Annotated in this window: 19 protein-coding genes and 2 pseudogenes; 19 read left to right on the top strand and 2 right to left on the bottom strand. The window is 44.4% G+C overall.

Annotation, left to right across the window (positions count from 1 at the left end):
• The first annotated feature begins 252 nt into the window (after nt 1-252).
• From ACH2DQ_RS06200 to ACH2DQ_RS06185, 4 genes are all read left to right on the top strand, one after another.
• The gene (locus ACH2DQ_RS06200) at nt 253-1,617 is read left to right on the top strand and encodes an ethanolamine ammonia-lyase subunit EutB (protein WP_395025986.1); all 1,365 of its coding nucleotides are present in this window, start codon (nt 253-255) and stop codon (nt 1,615-1,617) included.
• 117 nt (nt 1,618-1,734) lie between these two features.
• Nucleotides 1,735-2,637: an ethanolamine ammonia-lyase subunit EutC gene (gene eutC, locus ACH2DQ_RS06195; protein WP_394916089.1), complete on the top strand. Its 903-nt coding sequence runs from the start codon at nt 1,735-1,737 to the stop codon at nt 2,635-2,637.
• A gap of 173 nt (nt 2,638-2,810) precedes the next feature.
• The gene (eutL, locus tag ACH2DQ_RS06190) at nt 2,811-3,467 is read left to right on the top strand and encodes an ethanolamine utilization microcompartment protein EutL (protein WP_394916090.1); all 657 of its coding nucleotides are present in this window, start codon (nt 2,811-2,813) and stop codon (nt 3,465-3,467) included.
• Nucleotides 3,468-3,480: 13 nt separating this feature from the next.
• Nucleotides 3,481-4,959 carry an acetaldehyde dehydrogenase (acetylating) gene (locus ACH2DQ_RS06185; protein ID WP_394916091.1) on the top strand — a complete coding sequence of 493 codons (1,479 nt, stop codon included), beginning with the start codon at nt 3,481-3,483 and terminating at the stop codon, nt 4,957-4,959.
• Here the strand turns inward: ACH2DQ_RS06185 and ACH2DQ_RS06180 are convergent.
• The gene (locus ACH2DQ_RS06180) at nt 4,858-5,118 is read right to left on the bottom strand and encodes a DUF6783 domain-containing protein (RefSeq protein WP_395025988.1); all 261 of its coding nucleotides are present in this window, start codon (nt 5,116-5,118) and stop codon (nt 4,858-4,860) included. The two genes, ACH2DQ_RS06185 and ACH2DQ_RS06180, sit on opposite strands and share 102 nt — an antisense overlap.
• Before the next feature lie 56 nt (nt 5,119-5,174).
• On the opposite strand from ACH2DQ_RS06180, the pseudogene ACH2DQ_RS06175 reads away from it, so the two are divergent.
• From ACH2DQ_RS06175 to ACH2DQ_RS06120, 12 genes and pseudogenes are all read left to right on the top strand, one after another.
• Nucleotides 5,175-5,225 (top strand): annotated as a pseudogene (locus ACH2DQ_RS06175) (hypothetical protein); the annotation flags it as partial.
• A 58-nt stretch (nt 5,226-5,283) separates the two neighbouring features.
• Nucleotides 5,284-5,598 (top strand): BMC domain-containing protein, encoded by a 315-nt coding sequence (locus tag ACH2DQ_RS06170; RefSeq protein WP_394916092.1) that lies wholly within the window; start codon nt 5,284-5,286, stop codon nt 5,596-5,598.
• Between the two features lie 5 nt (nt 5,599-5,603).
• Complete coding sequence (locus tag ACH2DQ_RS06165; protein WP_394916093.1) at nt 5,604-6,242, top strand: hypothetical protein; 639 nt, start codon at nt 5,604-5,606, stop codon at nt 6,240-6,242.
• Nucleotides 6,243-6,379: 137 nt separating this feature from the next.
• Nucleotides 6,380-7,003 (top strand): ethanolamine utilization phosphate acetyltransferase EutD, encoded by a 624-nt coding sequence (gene eutD, locus ACH2DQ_RS06160; RefSeq protein WP_394916094.1) that lies wholly within the window; start codon nt 6,380-6,382, stop codon nt 7,001-7,003.
• Nucleotides 7,004-7,033: 30 nt separating this feature from the next.
• Entirely contained in the window at nt 7,034-7,666 is a 633-nt protein-coding gene (locus tag ACH2DQ_RS06155) for a hypothetical protein (protein WP_394916095.1), read from the top strand.
• Nucleotides 7,667-7,677: 11 nt separating this feature from the next.
• On the top strand, nt 7,678-7,986 hold the full coding sequence (locus ACH2DQ_RS06150) for a EutN/CcmL family microcompartment protein (protein WP_394916096.1): 309 nt from the start codon (nt 7,678-7,680) through the stop codon (nt 7,984-7,986).
• Nucleotides 7,973-9,073 (top strand): ethanolamine utilization protein EutH, encoded by a 1,101-nt coding sequence (eutH, locus tag ACH2DQ_RS06145; protein ID WP_394916097.1) that lies wholly within the window; start codon nt 7,973-7,975, stop codon nt 9,071-9,073. Before ACH2DQ_RS06150 ends, eutH begins: the two co-directional genes overlap by 14 nt.
• Before the next feature lie 44 nt (nt 9,074-9,117).
• The gene (locus ACH2DQ_RS06140; RefSeq protein WP_394916098.1) at nt 9,118-9,582 is read left to right on the top strand and encodes a cupin domain-containing protein; all 465 of its coding nucleotides are present in this window, start codon (nt 9,118-9,120) and stop codon (nt 9,580-9,582) included.
• Nucleotides 9,583-9,594: 12 nt separating this feature from the next.
• Nucleotides 9,595-10,218 carry an HD domain-containing protein gene (locus ACH2DQ_RS06135; RefSeq protein ID WP_394916099.1) on the top strand — a complete coding sequence of 208 codons (624 nt, stop codon included), beginning with the start codon at nt 9,595-9,597 and terminating at the stop codon, nt 10,216-10,218.
• 300 nt (nt 10,219-10,518) lie between these two features.
• The gene (locus tag ACH2DQ_RS06130) at nt 10,519-11,535 is read left to right on the top strand and encodes a LacI family DNA-binding transcriptional regulator (RefSeq protein ID WP_394916100.1); all 1,017 of its coding nucleotides are present in this window, start codon (nt 10,519-10,521) and stop codon (nt 11,533-11,535) included.
• 81 nt (nt 11,536-11,616) lie between these two features.
• Nucleotides 11,617-12,159, top strand: coding sequence for a PadR family transcriptional regulator (locus tag ACH2DQ_RS06125; protein WP_394916101.1), 543 nt, complete (start codon nt 11,617-11,619; stop codon nt 12,157-12,159).
• A 43-nt stretch (nt 12,160-12,202) separates the two neighbouring features.
• Nucleotides 12,203-12,460: a DUF3795 domain-containing protein gene (locus ACH2DQ_RS06120; protein ID WP_394916102.1), complete on the top strand. Its 258-nt coding sequence runs from the start codon at nt 12,203-12,205 to the stop codon at nt 12,458-12,460.
• Nucleotides 12,461-12,469: 9 nt separating this feature from the next.
• Here the strand turns inward: ACH2DQ_RS06120 and msrB are convergent, their stop codons facing one another.
• Nucleotides 12,470-13,450 (bottom strand): peptide-methionine (R)-S-oxide reductase MsrB, encoded by a 981-nt coding sequence (gene msrB / locus ACH2DQ_RS06115; RefSeq protein WP_394916103.1) that lies wholly within the window; start codon nt 13,448-13,450, stop codon nt 12,470-12,472.
• A 627-nt stretch (nt 13,451-14,077) separates the two neighbouring features.
• Between msrB and ACH2DQ_RS06110 the strand changes: the two genes are divergently transcribed.
• The 3 genes and pseudogenes from ACH2DQ_RS06110 to ACH2DQ_RS06100 all read left to right on the top strand — a co-directional run.
• Nucleotides 14,078-15,310, top strand: coding sequence for an HlyC/CorC family transporter (locus tag ACH2DQ_RS06110; protein ID WP_394916104.1), 1,233 nt, complete (start codon nt 14,078-14,080; stop codon nt 15,308-15,310).
• 16 nt (nt 15,311-15,326) lie between these two features.
• Nucleotides 15,327-15,917 (top strand): SOS response-associated peptidase, encoded by a 591-nt coding sequence (locus ACH2DQ_RS06105; protein WP_394916105.1) that lies wholly within the window; start codon nt 15,327-15,329, stop codon nt 15,915-15,917.
• A 67-nt stretch (nt 15,918-15,984) separates the two neighbouring features.
• Nucleotides 15,985-16,728: pseudogene (locus tag ACH2DQ_RS06100) on the top strand (DNA polymerase IV); the annotation flags it as partial.

Below are 16,728 nucleotides of genomic sequence, written 5' to 3'. Positions count from 1 at the left end.
AAGCTTGCACACTTACTGATATAAATGCCGCAGTGAATGCGGCGCAGGAGGGAAAGTGTGAAAGTAAACTTGCACACTTACTGATATAAATGCTGCAGTGAATGCGGCGCTGGAGGGAAAGTGTGAAAGTAAACTTGCACACTTACTGATATAAATGCTGCAGTAAATGCAGCACAGGAGGGAAAGTGTGAAAGTAAGCTTGCACACTTACTGATATAAATGCCGCAGTGAATGCGGCGCAGGAGGGAAAATATGATTTTAAAGACAAAACTTTTTGGGCATGTATATGCCTTCAAATCCCTGAAAGAAGTATTGGCGAAGGCCAATGAAGAGAAATCCGGGGATAAGCTTGCGGGACTGGCAGCAGAGACGGCAGAAGAGCGTGTTGCTGCAAAGGTAGTACTGTCTCAGATTACGCTTGAGGATTTGCGGAACAATCCGGTGGTACCTTATGAAACGGATGAGGTTACCAGAATTATTCAGGATGACTTAAATGAACCCATTTATAATGAAATTAAACGTATGACAGTTTCGGAATTACGGGAATGGATTCTGGATGAAGAGACTACGGGTGATCAGATCCGGCGTATTTCAAGAGGGCTGACTTCGGAAATGGTAGCGGCTGTTGCAAAGCTGATGTCCAATCTGGACCTGGTCTATGGTGCCAGAAAAATCAGGGTGACGGCGCATTGTAATACCACAATCGGGGAAGCGGGGACGTTGTCTTCCAGACTCCAGCCAAACCACCCGACAGATGATCCCGACGGTATTATGGCATCTCTGCTGGAAGGATTAACCTTTGGTGCCGGAGACGCACTGCTTGGACTGAATCCGGTAGATGATTCCGCAGAAAGTGTTACCCGGATTCTGAAACGTTTTGAAGAGATTAAGCAGAAGTTCCAGATACCTACTCAGACCTGTGTTCTGGCACATGTAACCACCCAGATGGAAGCAATTAAGATGGGAGCTCATACCGATCTGATTTTCCAGTCAATTGCAGGATCAGAGCTTGGGAATACGGCTTTTGGATTTAATGCGGCTACCATTGAAGAGGCACGCCAGATGGCGCTGACCAGGGGAACAGCCCAGGGACCAAATGTAATGTATTTTGAAACGGGACAGGGTTCTGAACTGTCATCGGAAGCGCATCATGATGCGGATCAGGTGACGATGGAAGCCAGATGTTATGGATTTGCACGCCATTTTTCACCGTTCCTGGTAAATACCGTTGTGGGATTTATCGGACCGGAATATCTGTATGATGGACGTCAGGTAAACCGCGCCGGGCTGGAAGATCACTTTATGGGGAAATTGACCGGGATCTCCATGGGCTGTGATGCATGTTATACCAACCACATGAAGGCAGACCAGAATACCATTGAGGATCTGTCGGTATTGCTGACAGCTGCGGGATGTAACTATTTTATGGGAATTCCTCACGGCGATGACGTTATGCTGAACTACCAGACCACCGGTTTTCAGGAAACAGCGGCGCTTCGGGAAATCTATGGGCTGACTGCGATTAAACCTTTCCACGAATGGCTTCTGAAAATGGGGTATGTGGATGAAAGAGGAAGACTTACGAAAAAAGCGGGAGATGCCTCTACACTGTTCTAGAACGTGCCTGAAACATGCTCTAAACAGGCTCTGGATAATTGATGCAGTACCGCAGACATGTCCGCGGTATGCAGGGGGTATAAATAATTTTTTGGTTTGACAAGGAGGAAAACAAGCGTGAAAGATGAAGAAATAAGGTCCATGGTGGAAAAGGTTCTGGAGCAGATGTTAAATACAGGAAAAGCTCCGGAACCCAAACGCTCTGAGGTCATACAGACAACGGCAGATAATTTGATAAAACAGGCTCCTGAAGATACGGGAGGATGTCTGGAGGACATTACGAAAGTCGATCTGCGTAAGCAGCTTCTGGTAAAGGATCCCAAAGATGCAGCCGGATATCTGGCTATGAAAGCAAAAACGCCGGCTCGGCTTGGCATAGGAAAAGCAGGTGCCAGATACCGTACAGCAACCATGCTTCGTGTCCGGGCGGACCATGCGGCAGCCCAGGATGCGGTGTTCAGTGATGTATCGGAAGAGTTTATTAAAAAATGTGATTTTGTATTTGTACAGACACTTTGTAAAGATAAGGATGAATATCTGACCCGTCCGGATCTGGGACGAAGATTTCCAAGCGAAGCACTGGACGTCATCCGCAAAACCTGCGGCAGTCATCCCAAAGTGCTGGTGATTGTAGGGGATGGCTTGTCTTCTTCTGCCATTGAAGCAAATGTGGAAGATATGATACCGGCGATCCGCCAGGGACTGCAGATGCATGGCATTACCCTGCCCCCTATATTATTTATTAAATATGCCAGGGTTGGAGCTATGGATGCTGTAGGTGAAGTGACGGATGCAGATGTAATCTGTATGCTGGTAGGAGAAAGACCGGGGCTTGTAACAGCGGAATCCATGTCTGCATATATTGCATACCAGCCAAAACATGGACTGGCGGAAGCAAAGCGTACCGTAATCAGCAATATTCATAAAGGCGGAACGACAGCAGTAGAAGCAGGTGCACACGCAGCTGAGCTGATTATGAAGATGCTGGAAAAGAAAGCAAGCGGGATCGACTTAAAATAAAGAGGTCGGAGTTATTGCGGTCAGGGTGTGTTTAAAAATCCATCCTGCATTTTGAAAAGGATATATGGTTGAAAGAAAATTATGAATTGAAAGGAAGCCACGGTGTGATTCTTTCAACCGGATTTATGGTGGCAGTATAGCAGACAATTCTGCTATATGCAGCGGGTATAAAAATGAAAAATGATGAATTACGGCCGAATATCCTGGCAATACGGATTATATCAAATGTCAGTGATGACCTGGTCAAGTCCCTGGGGTTAGATCAAAGACATAAGAGTCTGGGGATTATAACGGCTGATATGGATGATGTAACTTATACGGCACTGGATGAGGCAACAAAGGATGCAGATGTGGATGTAGTCTATGCGAAATCCATGTACGCAGGTGCCGGAAATGCTTCTACCAAACTGGCAGGGGAAGTAATCGGCATTATCGGAGGACCCAGTCCGGCAGAAGTCCGAAGCGGCTTAAATTCCATTATCAACTTTATGCAGCATGGAGCCTGCTTTATAAGTGCAAATGAAGATGATTCCATCGTTTACTATGCACATACGGTATCCAGGACAGGTTCCTATTTGTCCAAGATAGCTGGAATCCGGGAAGGAGAAGCCCTGGCTTATCTGATAGCGCCTCCCCTTGAAGCAATCTATGGTCTGGATGCTGCGCTTAAGGCGGCTGATGTAAAGCTGGTAACGTTATACGAACCTCCATCAGAGACGAACTTTGGCGGCGGGCTGTTAACCGGAAGCCAGTCAGCCTGCAAAGCTGCGTGCTCTGCATTTGCCCAGGCAGTGCGGTCCGTAGCGGATGCGCCAAAGGAATACGAATAAGAGGAGGATTACAATGGAATTAAGAGATAAGGACCTGATATCCGTTCAGGAGACAAGGAATCTGTTAGCGGAAGCGAAAGATGCACAGAAAGAACTGGCACGAATGGATCAGCAGCAGATTGACCGTATTGTTAAGGCAATCAGCGATGCAGGTGCAGGCAGCGCAGAGCATCTGGCGAAAATGGCAAACGAAGAAACAGGTTTTGGCATCTGGCAGGATAAGGTGATCAAGAATCTGTTTGCATCAAAAGTAGTTTATGATGCAGTTAAAAATGAAAAGACAATCGGGATTATTCACGAAGACAGAGAAAGAAAAGTATGGGATATTGGTGTTCCGGTTGGTGTGATAGCCGGAATTATACCATCGACCAATCCCACTTCCACCGTAATATATAAGGCAATGATTGCACTGAAAGGTGGAAATGCCATCGTATTTTCCCCCCATCCGGGTGCCAAAAAGTGCATTTTAGAAACCGTTAGGATCATAGCAGATGCAGCGCAAAAAGCGGGCTGCCCCAAAGGAGCAATTTCTGCCATCAGTGTACCTACGATGGATGCAACCAAGGAACTTATGAGCAATGATAACACTTCTCTGATTCTCGCTACCGGCGGCGGTGCCATGGTAAAATCCGCCTATTCTTCCGGAACGCCGGCAATTGGTGTAGGTGCAGGAAACGGTCCGGCATTTATTGATAAGAGTGCCGATGTAAAAAAAGCCGTACAGCGAATTTTGGATTCCAAGACATTTGATAACGGTACAATCTGTGCTTCCGAGCAGTCAATCGTTGTGGAAAAATCCATGGAAGATAAGGTTGTGAAGGAATTGAAGGAACAGGGCGCCTATCTTATGGATGAGGCTCAGACAAAACAGCTGGGACAATTTATCTTAAGGGCAAACGGAACTATGAATCCCATGATCGTAGGAAAAAGTACAGCGCAGATTGCACAGTATGCAGGACTGACTGGAATTCCTTCCACAGCAAAAGTTTTGGTGGGAAGAGAGACAAAGGTTGGAGATGGTGCACCTTACTCCAGAGAAAAACTGGCACCAATATTAGGTTTGTATGTGGAAGAGAATACGGACAGGGTATTAGAGCGCTGTATTGAAATTCTGCACATGGAAGGTGCAGGCCACACGTTCTCTATGCATGCAGAAGATGAAGGACTGGTGCGTAAATTTGCACTGCAGATCCCAGCTTCCAGATTCCTGGTAAATACCCCGGGAGCCCTGGGAGGAATCGGAGCGACGACCGGACTGTTTCCGGCATTGACTCTAGGCTGCGGGGCAGTGGGCGGAAGCTCTACTTCCAATAATATCGGTCCCCTGGATGTGATTAATATTAAAAGAGTCGCATTTGGAACAAAAGAGCTGGCAGAGATCAGGAGTGATTCACAGGCAGCAGGCGGATGTGAAGGTTTGAGATCCGGTCTGGGATTGAGCCAGGAAATGATAGACTCTATTGTGGATAAAATTATGAAGGAACTTATTTAGAATCGTTTTCAAACAATTTTCAAACACGTTCTGAAGCGATGTAAAACCGATGAATGAATATGAGCGGTTTGTAGGATAATAATACGGAGCACTAAAGTGTGTTTTAAAATTGCTTTCTGACAGCTGTGCGTTACAGTTTGTGGGAGATTTGTCCCGAATGAAGAGCGCATAGCGGGAATGTATCCTGAATTCGGGGCAAATATACCGCAAAGTGGGGCGTGCAGATGGCGGGAATGAATTTTAAAATACGTCTAGTAAGATTATGAAATAATAACTAAATCAAGAGCATGAAATCAAACATGTACAATTACGGAGGTAATGGAAATGGCTAATACAAATGCATTAGGTATGATTGAAACAAAAGGACTGGTTGGAGCGATCGAAGCAGCAGATGCTATGGTGAAAGCGGCAAATGTAACACTGGTAGGAAAAGAATCCATTGGTGCGGGTCTGGTAACGGTTATGGTCAGAGGTGATGTTGGTGCGGTAAAAGCGGCTACAGATGCAGGAGCAGCAGCAGCAGAGCGCGTGGGAGAACTGGTATCCGTGCATGTGATTCCCCGTCCACACACAGAAGTAGATGTTATTTTGCCACATCAGGTTGAAAGAGCGGCAGGTACCTTTTCCGACGAGGCCTAATAGCAATGGAAGAATCAAGAGACAAAATCCGCAGAATCGTTACCGCGGCAGTCAGTCAGGCAGTAAATGGAAAACCAGAGCATATGACCCATTTAAGAGGAGACGAGCTTGTATTCAAGGACCATCCGCGCATTGCGTTCAGAGGGGCAATTGACTCTCTGGAATCAGAAATTATTTTATTTCAGACGGTAACGGAAAAGAAGCATCTTCACAGGCTGACACAGGATCTGGAAGAAATAATCAAAACCATACGGTGGACACTCCGGTGTGAAGTATCAGGAGAACCGGTGGGAGAGATCGTGATGCAGGGATTGAATACCGATGAAATGCGGGCACATTCCCATCATCCTAGCCAGTACTACGGAATGAAACATTTCCTGCCCACTTATCAGCATGGTGAAGTGGTGGCATATTTAAACCGCCTTCGCACAAAAGCCAGAGAAACGGAACTGGCGGCATACCGTGCTTTTAAAATGGAATCCGGTGATGTGGAAAGGGAAGATATTATCCGGGTCTTAAACAGGCTTTCTTCTCTCTTCTGGATTCAAATGTTTAAATACCTGACTGGAAAATATGATGAACCAGGTTTGAACAGCTGTGGTATAAGTAACAGCGATGGGTCAGGTGCGAAAGAAAAAGTTTGAAAGAAAATCGCTTTCAAACTACTTATTAAGTTTGAAAGAAAATTAAGATATAGAAAGGGTGCCATGATGCGATTCTTTCAAACTGTTTTATTATGGCAGTATTGCAGGCATACCTGCAATATGCAGCGGGCATATATATGAATGAACTTGTAGATAACATTGTTGAAGCAGTGGTCAGGGAACTCCGCCAGAAACTCATGGTGGAAGTGGAGGCTTCCGGCAGGCATGTGCATTTATGCAGGGAGGATGTGGACGCGTTATTTGGGAAAGGCTATCAGCTTACCAGAGTACGTGACCTGTCTCAGCCCGGGCAGTTTGTATGCCAGGAGCGTATATCCCTGACAGGACCAAAAGGGACGTTAAAAAATGTTGTAATCCTGGGTCCGGAAAGAAAAGAGACTCAGGCAGAAATCTCTATGACCGATGGGCTGGTGCTGGGGATCAAGGCTCCGGTACGTCTAAGCGGAGATATTGCGGGGACGCCGGGAGCGGTGTTTGCCAATGGAGACAGGCAGGTCACGAAAGACAAGGGCGTTATCGTGGCAAAACGCCATATGCATATCACACCTGAGGATGCCGAACGTTTCCAGGTCAAAGACGGACAGGCACTGAAAATTAAAGTATTTGGCAGCAGGCCGGTTATATTTGAAGATACCATAGCCAGAGTCAGTAAGGACTTTGATACGTATGTTCATATTGATTATGACGAAGCCAATGCCTGTGGGTTTGAAAAGGGAACTTTCTGTAGAATTGTTCACTAGAGAGAAATTGCTCTGAGGAAGGAAATGCCTATGGATGAGAAAGTTTTAATAGAAGAAGTGATCCGGGAATTAAAGAGAAAAATCGGGCAGGACTTTATGAAAAAGGATACCGTCAGATCAGCTATGGTTTTGGGCGTTCTGCCCCAGAGCGAAGAAAAAGCTTTGAAAGCCGCCTATCAGATTGTTCCGTTTTCGGAAGCAGAAAGCTGTGATATTTATGTATTGGCTCAGCTGCCGATCAAATTAATGGCTGATCTGGTTCTGGGCATTCCATCCGAACCCCAGGCAGCATGTATCTTACGGGCTTTACTGGAAGGAAAACGGGTATATCTCCTGGAGTCCGGACTGGAATACCGGAGATACAAAGAGACAGCGTATAAGACGTTGTATCATCTCTACCAGGAATATGAAGCTGCGGTGAAGCGCTATGGAATAGAACTGATCAGCTACACGTCTGAAATTGTTAAAGAGAACCGCATACAGTCCAGACCGGAAGCAGAAGATTATGTGGATTTAAGCAGACTTCGCCTTCTGCGGGAATCAGATCTGATCAAAGTACGGGGAACCGGAAGCATCACAGTATTGCTGGGTCAAAATACAATTATTACACCGCTGGCTAGAGACTACATTGCGAATCACAATCTGGCGGTTATCAGAAATTAAGGGGTGAGGGTTTGGAAATTGGCAAGGTAATAGGAAATGTCTGGGCAACGAAAAAAGATGAAGGGCTGGGCGGGCAAAAGCTATTGGTCATCGATATCATGAAGCGGTCCAGGCAGGAGGACGAATCTTTTATCGTTGCAGCCGATATAATCGGAGCAGGCGTTGGTGATCTGGTGCTTGTCTGCCGGGGAAATCCCGCAAGGATGGTAGTCGGAGACGGCAAGACGCCGGTAGATGCAGCAGTAATAGGAATTATAGATTCACTGGATATCCAGGAATCTGAAAATAACAATGGAGGTGTTCAATATGGGCATCAATGAGATCATTATCTATATTATGGTATTTTTCGCCGCATTAGGCGCGTTAGACCGGATTATCGGCAACCGGTTCGGCCTTGGAGAAAAATTTGAAGAAGGTATTATGGCGATTGGCGCCCTGGCAGTATCCATGGTGGGTATTATTGCACTGGCACCGGTGATTGCCAATCTGTTAAAACCGGTGATTGTACCGCTGTTTGGATTTCTGGGTGCTGACCCGGCTATGTTTGCAGGATCAATCCTGGCAAATGATATGGGAGGGGCGCCCCTTGCCGAAGCGTTAGCCCTGGATCCTAATGCAGGAAATTTTGGAGGGTTGATCGTTGGGGCGATGTTAGGACCTACAATTGTATTTACCATTCCGGTTGCCCTTGGTATTATTGAAGAATCAGACCGGAAATATCTGGCGACAGGTGTTCTGGCTGGTGTTATAACCATTCCCATCGGTTCCTTTGTAGGAGGGCTGGTTGCAGGATATTCCATTGGAATGGTACTGCGTAATCTGATTCCGATTATTATCTTTGCACTTCTGATTGCACTGGGACTCTGGAAATTTGAAAATGCCATGGTCAAAGGATTTACTTATTTTGGTAAATTCGTTGTGGCGGTTATTACCCTTGGTCTGGGTGTGGGCATTATAGAGCAGCTGACGGGTATCGTACTGATCAAAGGAATGAATCCTCTGAGTGAAGGATTTACCGTAGTTGCAGATATTGCAATTGTTCTTGCCGGTGCGTTCCCGCTGGTTTATGTGATTACAAAAGTATTCAAAAAGCCGCTGATGAAGCTTGGAAAAGTTCTGGGAATGAATGACATTGCAGCGGCGGGGCTGGTAGCCAGCCTTGCAAACAGTATTCCTATGTTCGGAATGATGAAAGATATGGATAACCGGGGCAAGATCCTAAACGTGGCATTTGCCGTTTCTGCAGCTTTCGTTTTCGGTGATCATCTTGGCTTCACTGCCGGATTTAATTCTACTATGATTTTCCCAATGATTATTGGAAAACTGGTGGGTGGCATTACGGCAGTGATTGTAGCGGTATTTATTGCTAACCGAACCTTAAAAGAGGACCACACTGAACGTGCTTAGGGTTTCAAACAGTTACGAGAAATGATAGAAGGAGAATGCCGCCAATGGATATTAATAAAGAATCAATCGAGCAAATGATCGCCCAGATTCTGGCTGAAAAGTTAGGCCAGATGGGGCAGCTGTCAGGCGATAACAAGAAGCAGACCGCCGGAAACATCATTAAGGTAAAAGTACCGGATATTAAAACAGAATCCTCAGACCGCCTTGATACCGGAAAAGCAGCCGACCAGGTTTATACACATGACCTGTTTACCTTATCAGAAAGTCCCAGACTTGGATGCGGAATTATGGAGATGGAGAAAACCACTTTTGACTGGACTCTGAACTACGATGAAATCGACTATGTAATCGAAGGTTCCCTTACGATTATAGCCAATGGAAAAAGTGTAACGGCGGGACCGGGTGAAATAATACTCATCCCCAAAGGTTCTAAGATTCAGTTCTCGGTGCTTACAAGTGCCAGATTCCTGTATGTGACTTATCCGGCGGATTGGGCAGAGCAGGGTTGAACAGGTGTTAGAATGGACCGGAGAGACATATTTCTGGAAATGCAGACTCACCTGATGGAGGATGAAAATCCTTCCGTTTATTTGAATGAAATGCATGAAAAGGGTATGCTTTGGGAGTATCCCTTTCAAATGCTTCATAAAATGCGGGATACCGAACAGTCCCCCATATATCATCCGGAAGGCAATGTATGGATTCATACCATGCAGGTTATTGATGTGGCGGCAAAAGTAAAAAAGCGGAGCCGGGATCCACGGGTATTTATGTGGGCTGCACTGCTTCATGACATCGGAAAACCGGCTGTTACTAAGATGAGAAAGGGCAGAATTACTTCCTATAATCATGACCAGGAAGGTGAGAAACTGGCGAGGGATTTTCTCTCTTATTTTCTGGAAGATAAAACATTCATCGAAAAAGTATGCGGATTAGTACGTTATCATATGCAGATCTTATTTGTAGTGAAAGGACAGCCGTATGCAGATTTAAAAGGAATGAAAAAGAGGACAGACCTGCAGGAAGTGGCTCTTTTGGGATTGTGTGACCGGTTGGGCAGGGATACGCAAAACAAAGAAGAGGAAGAAAAAAATATCATGCTTTTTATTCAGAAGTGCAAGGAACAGGGCAGTATTTCCGGATAATAAGTAAATCTTATTTATAATCCGGCCAGCACTGCATTCGGTTTCTGGCTGGATGGAGTACTAGTTCCGGTTTAAATACAGAAAGAAATCAGGAGGTGTACCGTGCAGACTTTTTATGTGCGGTACACCTTTTATAATAAGTAAGGTATATTTTTTACTTTGTGTGTTGACAAACAGGATGAGCAAAGGTACAATAATTTAAAAGAATTTAAATTTATTTAAAAATTTTAAGGACAAATATAAATCAGCTTAAGCTATTTCTTTTAATGAAATGCGCATTTTGCGTCACAGGAGGTATTTATGAGGATAAAAGCTAAGGATATTGCAAAGGATCTGGGCCTTTCAACGGCTACGGTTTCCCTGGCAATTAACAACCGTCCGGGGGTAAATGAGGATACCAGAAGGCGGGTATTGGAATACCTGGAGAGTAAGACGGCAGAGGATGAGGCAGCCGGGGGGAATGAGAAAATTATCCGTATGCTTGCATTTCTGGAAGACAGGCCATATTGGGACAGCTCGGAGAATACCAGGACTTACATAACGTTTGAACAGGCGTCCAGGAGGGCGCGGGAATGCGGCTATAAAATGGATCTGGTAACAGTGATCCGGGGGAAAGATGATATGGGCAGTTTTCTGGAAGAATGTATCCGGGACAATGTGGCAGGGGTATATGTAAATGCGGCTTATATGGAAGAGGAAGATTATGCCTGCTTCCGGAATTTTAAAAAGCCCTTTGTTGTATGTGACCAGGATTTTAATGATCTCCATACGGACAATATTATGCTGAATAATCATCAGGGGGTTATCATGGGGCTGGACTATCTCTATGAGAACGGGCATCGCGATATCCTGTATTTTCGCAATACAAATAATTTTTACAATATGTATGAGCGCCGGGAAGCTTTTAACCGGTTTATGGAGAAAAAGGGATTACAGAGCAGAAGAAATGAGAGAATTGTGGATATCGGCGGCGGAACCCAGGAAGCATTTGAGGGGATGCAGCGTTATATTGAAGATAAAAAGCATATTCCAACGGCGATCTTTTCCGAAAATTATGAGGTTACCATTGGGATCAGCAAAGCCCTGGAGAATAACGGATATAAAATACCGGAGGATATTTCAATTGTGGGGTTTGATACCATTCCCGATACTGCGCTGATGGATTATCAGCCTACCTGCATCTGTGCTTTGCATGACAGAAAAGCTTATGTATCCATTGGCAGGCTTCTGGAACGCATCGAAGGGGATGCGGATGAATCCGTAAAGATCTACGTAAATACAGAACTGATCATCGGAGACAGCGTCCGCAGCATATGATCTGCGGATCAGGAGTTTTGTATTGACAATAATTATAAAGTATAGTAGTATAAAATATAGCAGAAAGTAGAGGAAGGGATAATGGCAGCAATAGACCTGATCGTATTAGGAATGATAAAACAGACCCCGCAGAGCGCTTATGATCTGCAGAAAAATGTGGAGTACCGGAATATTTCCAGATGGGTAAAAATCAGCACACCATCCATATACAAGAAAGTAGTTCAAATGGAGGAAAAAGGCTATATTAAAGGAAAGGTAACGAAGGATGGTAAGATGCCGGAGAAATCTGTATATGAGATTACTCCCGAAGGTGACGTGTATTTTGAAAAGCTGATGGAAAAAACGGCAATGCAGTCGGTAAGTATTTTTCTGGATTTTAATGCTGTTATTATGAACCTGGATTTTCTGGAATCTGCGAAAAGAGAAGAATTACTGGAACATATCCGGGAAGGAATCTCAGACCTGAAAACGGTAATAGGAGAAAATACCAATAAGAGAACCCATATTCCAATGACAGGTCAAACAATATTGGAACAACAGTATCTGATGGCATCTTCCATGGAAGAGTGGATTTTAAAATTCATGAGTGAGTATCTGGGGCCTGCAGATGGCAGGAATGAATGATCAAATAAGCAGAGTATTGTAAGTACAAAGGAGGTAATCTAAAATGCATGAATCAAGATGTGGTGTCTGCTGTAATTCTTGTGAAAGAAAGGATAAAGTGGGATGCAGGGGATGTTTGAATATGGAAGGGCCATTCTGGGGCGGAACCTGCGGGGTAAAGAGCTGCTGTGAGAAAAATAAATATGATCACTGCGGCGTCTGTCCGGATTTCCCATGTGATATGTTATCCAGCATGGGAAAAGAAGAAGGATTTGATCCTTCCGTCAGACTGGACAAATGTAGAGAGTGGAGCGGTCAATAATCCATTTGTCTATGGTTCCAGTAATTCCAGATAATCCCCATATCCCATTTGCTCCATCTGGGAGCGGGGAATAAACTTCAGGGAGGCGCTGTTGATACAATAGCGAAGCCCGCCTTTTTCTTTGGGACCGTCAGGAAATACATGTCCCAGATGGGAATCGGATGACTTGCTTCTAACCTCGGTACGGAACATACCGTGGGAAGTATCTTTTATTTCATCAAGGCTATGACCTTTAAGCGGCTTGGAAAAGCTGGGCCAGCCACAGCCGGATTCGAATTTATCCGCAGAAAGAAACAGCGGTTCTCCGGTGATGATATCTACATAGATACCGGGCTCAAAGTGATCCCAGTATTCATTTTGAAAGGGAGGTTCCGTGGCATTATGCTGCGTGACTTCATATTGCCGGGGTGTCAGCTTTTCTTTCAGAACAGCTGGCTCCGGCTTTTTATAGCGCTTGTCCTCTTCCGGCTGCCGGTTTGGTTTTGCTGTGGCAGCCATTTGAAACAGTGCAGGATTAATATGACAGTATCCTCCGGGATGGTTGTCCAGATATTTTTGGTGATACTCTTCAGCCCGGTAATAGTTTAAAAGGGGCTTGCATTCCACGGCCAGAGGCTTGCGGTATTGTGATGCCAGATCAGCCAGAGATTGTTCAATGATTATGCGGTCATCGTCGCTGGTGTAGTAGATTCCGGTGCGGTACTGGGTCCCGATATCATTGCCCTGGCGGTTGACACTTGTGGGATCAATGGTTTTATAAAACAGCTCCAGTAAAAAGGAAAGAGGTGCAAGGGACGGATTGTAGACAACATGTACTGCTTCCGCAAATCCAGTGTCTCTGTGGCATACGTCCTGGTAAGTGGGATGCGCTACATTTCCGTTTGCATATCCGGTATCCGTTGATAATACTCCGGGAATACAGCTGAAATATTTTTCGGTGCCCCAGAAACACCCTCCCGCGAAATAGATTTCTGATTTTGTTTGCTTCATAGGAAAGGACCTCCTTTTTTGATAAATACAATAAATACAGACAAGTTATAAATATTAGTATGGCAGATTCTGCCGGTAAATATTATGGTATTTTAAAAATGAGTGGCTGGATAATACGATATTAATTACGATTCGGAGTGTGTTACCCTATTGATTTTTTCACCGGATTCGCATATAATATATTATTATATTTGAGAATTGCAGCATGTTAGAATTACAGCATGTAAACATTATAGCATATAAAATTTACAGCATATAAGAATTTTAGCATAATATATATTTACAACAACATTTTTAGAAGATTTCAGGAGAGGGAAAAACGATGGACGACGCCGATAGCGACGCTGACCGACCTTTATTTAAGCATTTTAATCGGTTTACAAATAAATATAATGAAGATAATTTGAGACATAACCTGTATTTATAAAGTACAGGCTATGTCTCTTTGTGTATTTTTATAAGATTATGACGGAAAGGATGGGATATTTATGGAGGATTCGGGAAATGATGATGATTGTACCGTCGGATATCTAATTGTTCAATTAGAGTAGTAGCTCTGGATTTGTCAGAAAGCAATTTACAAACAGGGTTAGGAACAAAGAACATATCTGAAGGAGGATATTTTTAATGGATAGTAACAGTGTGTCACTTATAATTATTGTAGTTTGTATTATGATGTCTGCGTATTTTTCAGCTACAGAAACGGCGTTTTCCAGTCTGAACCGCATTCGGATTAAAAATATGGCGGAAAAAGGAAACAAAAAGGCAGCGCTGGTGTTGAAGCTGTCACAGGATTACGACCGTTTGTTATCTACAATTTTAATTGGAAATAATATTGTAAATATAGCATCGGCTTCACTTGCCACGGTACTTTTTGTGAAATTATTGGGGGAAGATCTGGGTGCCAGTATATCAACAATTGTTACCACGATTGTAGTTTTAATCTTTGGTGAAGTTTCTCCTAAGAGTATTGCAAAAGAGTCACCGGAAAAGTTTGCTATGTTTTCCGTTACCATATTAAATTGTTTTGTCTGGATTCTGACACCGTTTAATTTCCTTTTCCGCCAGTGGAAGAAACTGCTGTCAAGGCTGTTTAAGAATTCAGAGGACAGAACTATTACAGAGGAAGAACTGCTGACGATTGTAGACGAAGCAGAGCAGGAAGGCGGCATCGACGAACAGGAAAGCACACTTATACGAAGCGCCATTGAATTTACAGAAATAGAAGCAATTGATATCTTCACGCCCAGAGTGGATGTGGTTGGCATCTCAAGAGATGCAGATAAGGATGAGATTGCAGAGGTTTTTGCGAGAACAGGATATTCCAGGCTTCCGGTTTATGAGGAAGACATTGACCATATTGAGGGAATTGTTTATCAGAAGGATTTCCACAATCATGTTTATCATACCGGGGTGGAATTATCAACCATTATCCGTCCGGCGCTGTATACCACAAAAAATAAGAAAATCGGTATTCTGCTCAAGGAACTGCAGGCGGCGAAATCCCACATTGCAGTTGTAATTGATGAATTTGGAGGAACGGTTGGAATTGTAACGCTGGAAGATATTTTAGAAGAGCTGGTTGGTGAAATATGGGATGAACACGATAAAGTTGTTCATGAAATGGAACAGACCGGGGAGGATGAATATACGGTAATCGGCTGTATGAATGTGGAAAAACTGTTTGAAGAACTGGATATGGAACAGGAATTTGAAGTGGTGTCTGTCAGCGGCTGGGTAATGGAGGAACTGGACCGTATCCCAAAAGAAGGAGACCGTTTTTCCTATAAAAATCTGGAAATAACCGTACTTCAGATGAAGGAACGGCGGGTTGAGAAGGTCCGGGTTAAGAAAATATAGAAGGTGAGGCTTCCAGATGTGCGGAAGATATTATGTTGACGATGATACAATTAGGGAAATAGAAAAAATAGTCCGACATGTGGAGCAAAAGCTCTGTAGAGAATCTGGAACTGGGGATATCTTCCCCACATCCAGGGCGCCTGTGATTGTTGGTAAGGAAGCAGAGTTTGCGGAAGAATTTTTTGGGTGGGGATTTCCCGGGTATGATAAAAAGGGTGTCATCTTTAATGCCAGGGCGGAGACGGCTTTGGAAAAGCGGATGTTTCGGGATAGTATTCTGGTCAGAAGATGTGTGGTTCCCGCCAGGCATTTCTATGAATGGGATGCACATAAGAATAAATATACCTTTCATCGGGAGGATGGGAAAATTTTGTTCCTTGCAGGATTCTATAATCTGTATGACGGACAGGAACGCTTTGTGATCCTGACTACCGATGCCAATGAGACAATGATGCCTGTACACAACCGGATGCCTCTGATTCTGGAAAGAGAAGAAATCGGAGACTGGATCTTCGATGATATCCGGGCAAAGGAAATCCTGCATCAGGTTCCGGCGCGTTTAAAAGGAAGTTCGGAGTACGTGCAGCAGACCTTGGATTTTGGATAGATTATCCATAAATTACCTGTTTACTTCCTGTTTCTATTCTTATAAGATAAAAACAGGAGGCGAACATATGTTTGATAAACTGATATTTCATGTAGATGTGAACAGTGCATATTTAAGCTGGGAAGCAGTGTACCGTTTAGAGCATTTGGGAGAAGTACAGGATCTGAGGACAATTCCTTCGGCAGTGGGCGGAGATGCCGCCATGCGCAGGGGAATTATTCTCGCGAAATCCATTCCTGCAAAGAAATACCGCATACAAACAGGAGAAACCATAGCAGAAGCCCTGGTGAAATGCCCGGATCTGGTACTGGTTCCTCCTGATTTTGATTTGTACGAAAAAGCGTCAGCTGCACTGATGAATATTTTAAGGGATTTTACCCCGGTTGTGGAGCAATACAGCATTGATGAGGCTTTTTTGGATATGACAGGTACTCAGGGATTCTGGGAAGATCCCAAAGAAGCAGCCTGTTCCTTAAAGGACCGGGTATATCGGGAACTGGGATTTACGGTGAATGTGGGAATTTCCAGGAACAAGGTGCTAGCGAAGATGGCGTCTGATTTTAAAAAGCCTGATATGGTACATACCCTTTTTCCGGAAGAGATCGCCTTAAAAATGTGGCCCCTGCCTGTGTCTGATTTATTCTTTGTGGGCAGGGCAACTACGAGAAAGTTACAAAAGCTTGGGATACGTACAATCGGGGAACTGGCACAGACGGATCTGCAGATTCTAAGAGACCATTTAAAAAAGCATGGCGAGGTGGTCTGGGCGTTTGCAAATGGGATAGACGTGTCGGTTGTAGAACCGGTGCAG

It is taken from the genome of Robinsoniella sp. (assembly GCF_034124845.1).
This window is presented reverse-complemented; position numbering and strand designations above follow the sequence as displayed.

Bases quoted from the DNA above. Each gene is read 5' to 3' on its own strand.
- ACH2DQ_RS06200 (WP_395025986.1), top strand. From the start codon at position 253: ATGATTTTAAAGACAAAACTTTTTGGGCATGTATATGCCTTCAAATCC.
- eutL (WP_394916090.1), top strand. From the start codon at position 2,811: ATGAAAAATGATGAATTACGGCCGAATATCCTGGCAATACGGATTATA.
- ACH2DQ_RS06185 (WP_394916091.1), top strand. From the start codon at position 3,481: ATGGAATTAAGAGATAAGGACCTGATATCCGTTCAGGAGACAAGGAAT.
- ACH2DQ_RS06170 (WP_394916092.1), top strand. From the start codon at position 5,284: ATGGCTAATACAAATGCATTAGGTATGATTGAAACAAAAGGACTGGTT.
- ACH2DQ_RS06165 (WP_394916093.1), top strand. From the start codon at position 5,604: ATGGAAGAATCAAGAGACAAAATCCGCAGAATCGTTACCGCGGCAGTC.
- eutD (WP_394916094.1), top strand. From the start codon at position 6,380: ATGAATGAACTTGTAGATAACATTGTTGAAGCAGTGGTCAGGGAACTC.
- ACH2DQ_RS06155 (WP_394916095.1), top strand. From the start codon at position 7,034: ATGGATGAGAAAGTTTTAATAGAAGAAGTGATCCGGGAATTAAAGAGA.
- eutH (WP_394916097.1), top strand. From the start codon at position 7,973: ATGGGCATCAATGAGATCATTATCTATATTATGGTATTTTTCGCCGCA.
- ACH2DQ_RS06140 (WP_394916098.1), top strand. From the start codon at position 9,118: ATGGATATTAATAAAGAATCAATCGAGCAAATGATCGCCCAGATTCTG.
- ACH2DQ_RS06135 (WP_394916099.1), top strand. From the start codon at position 9,595: ATGGACCGGAGAGACATATTTCTGGAAATGCAGACTCACCTGATGGAG.
- ACH2DQ_RS06130 (WP_394916100.1), top strand. From the start codon at position 10,519: ATGAGGATAAAAGCTAAGGATATTGCAAAGGATCTGGGCCTTTCAACG.
- ACH2DQ_RS06125 (WP_394916101.1), top strand. From the start codon at position 11,617: ATGGCAGCAATAGACCTGATCGTATTAGGAATGATAAAACAGACCCCG.
- ACH2DQ_RS06120 (WP_394916102.1), top strand. From the start codon at position 12,203: ATGCATGAATCAAGATGTGGTGTCTGCTGTAATTCTTGTGAAAGAAAG.
- msrB (WP_394916103.1), bottom strand. From the start codon at position 13,450: ATGAAGCAAACAAAATCAGAAATCTATTTCGCGGGAGGGTGTTTCTGG.
- ACH2DQ_RS06110 (WP_394916104.1), top strand. From the start codon at position 14,078: ATGGATAGTAACAGTGTGTCACTTATAATTATTGTAGTTTGTATTATG.
- ACH2DQ_RS06105 (WP_394916105.1), top strand. From the start codon at position 15,327: ATGTGCGGAAGATATTATGTTGACGATGATACAATTAGGGAAATAGAA.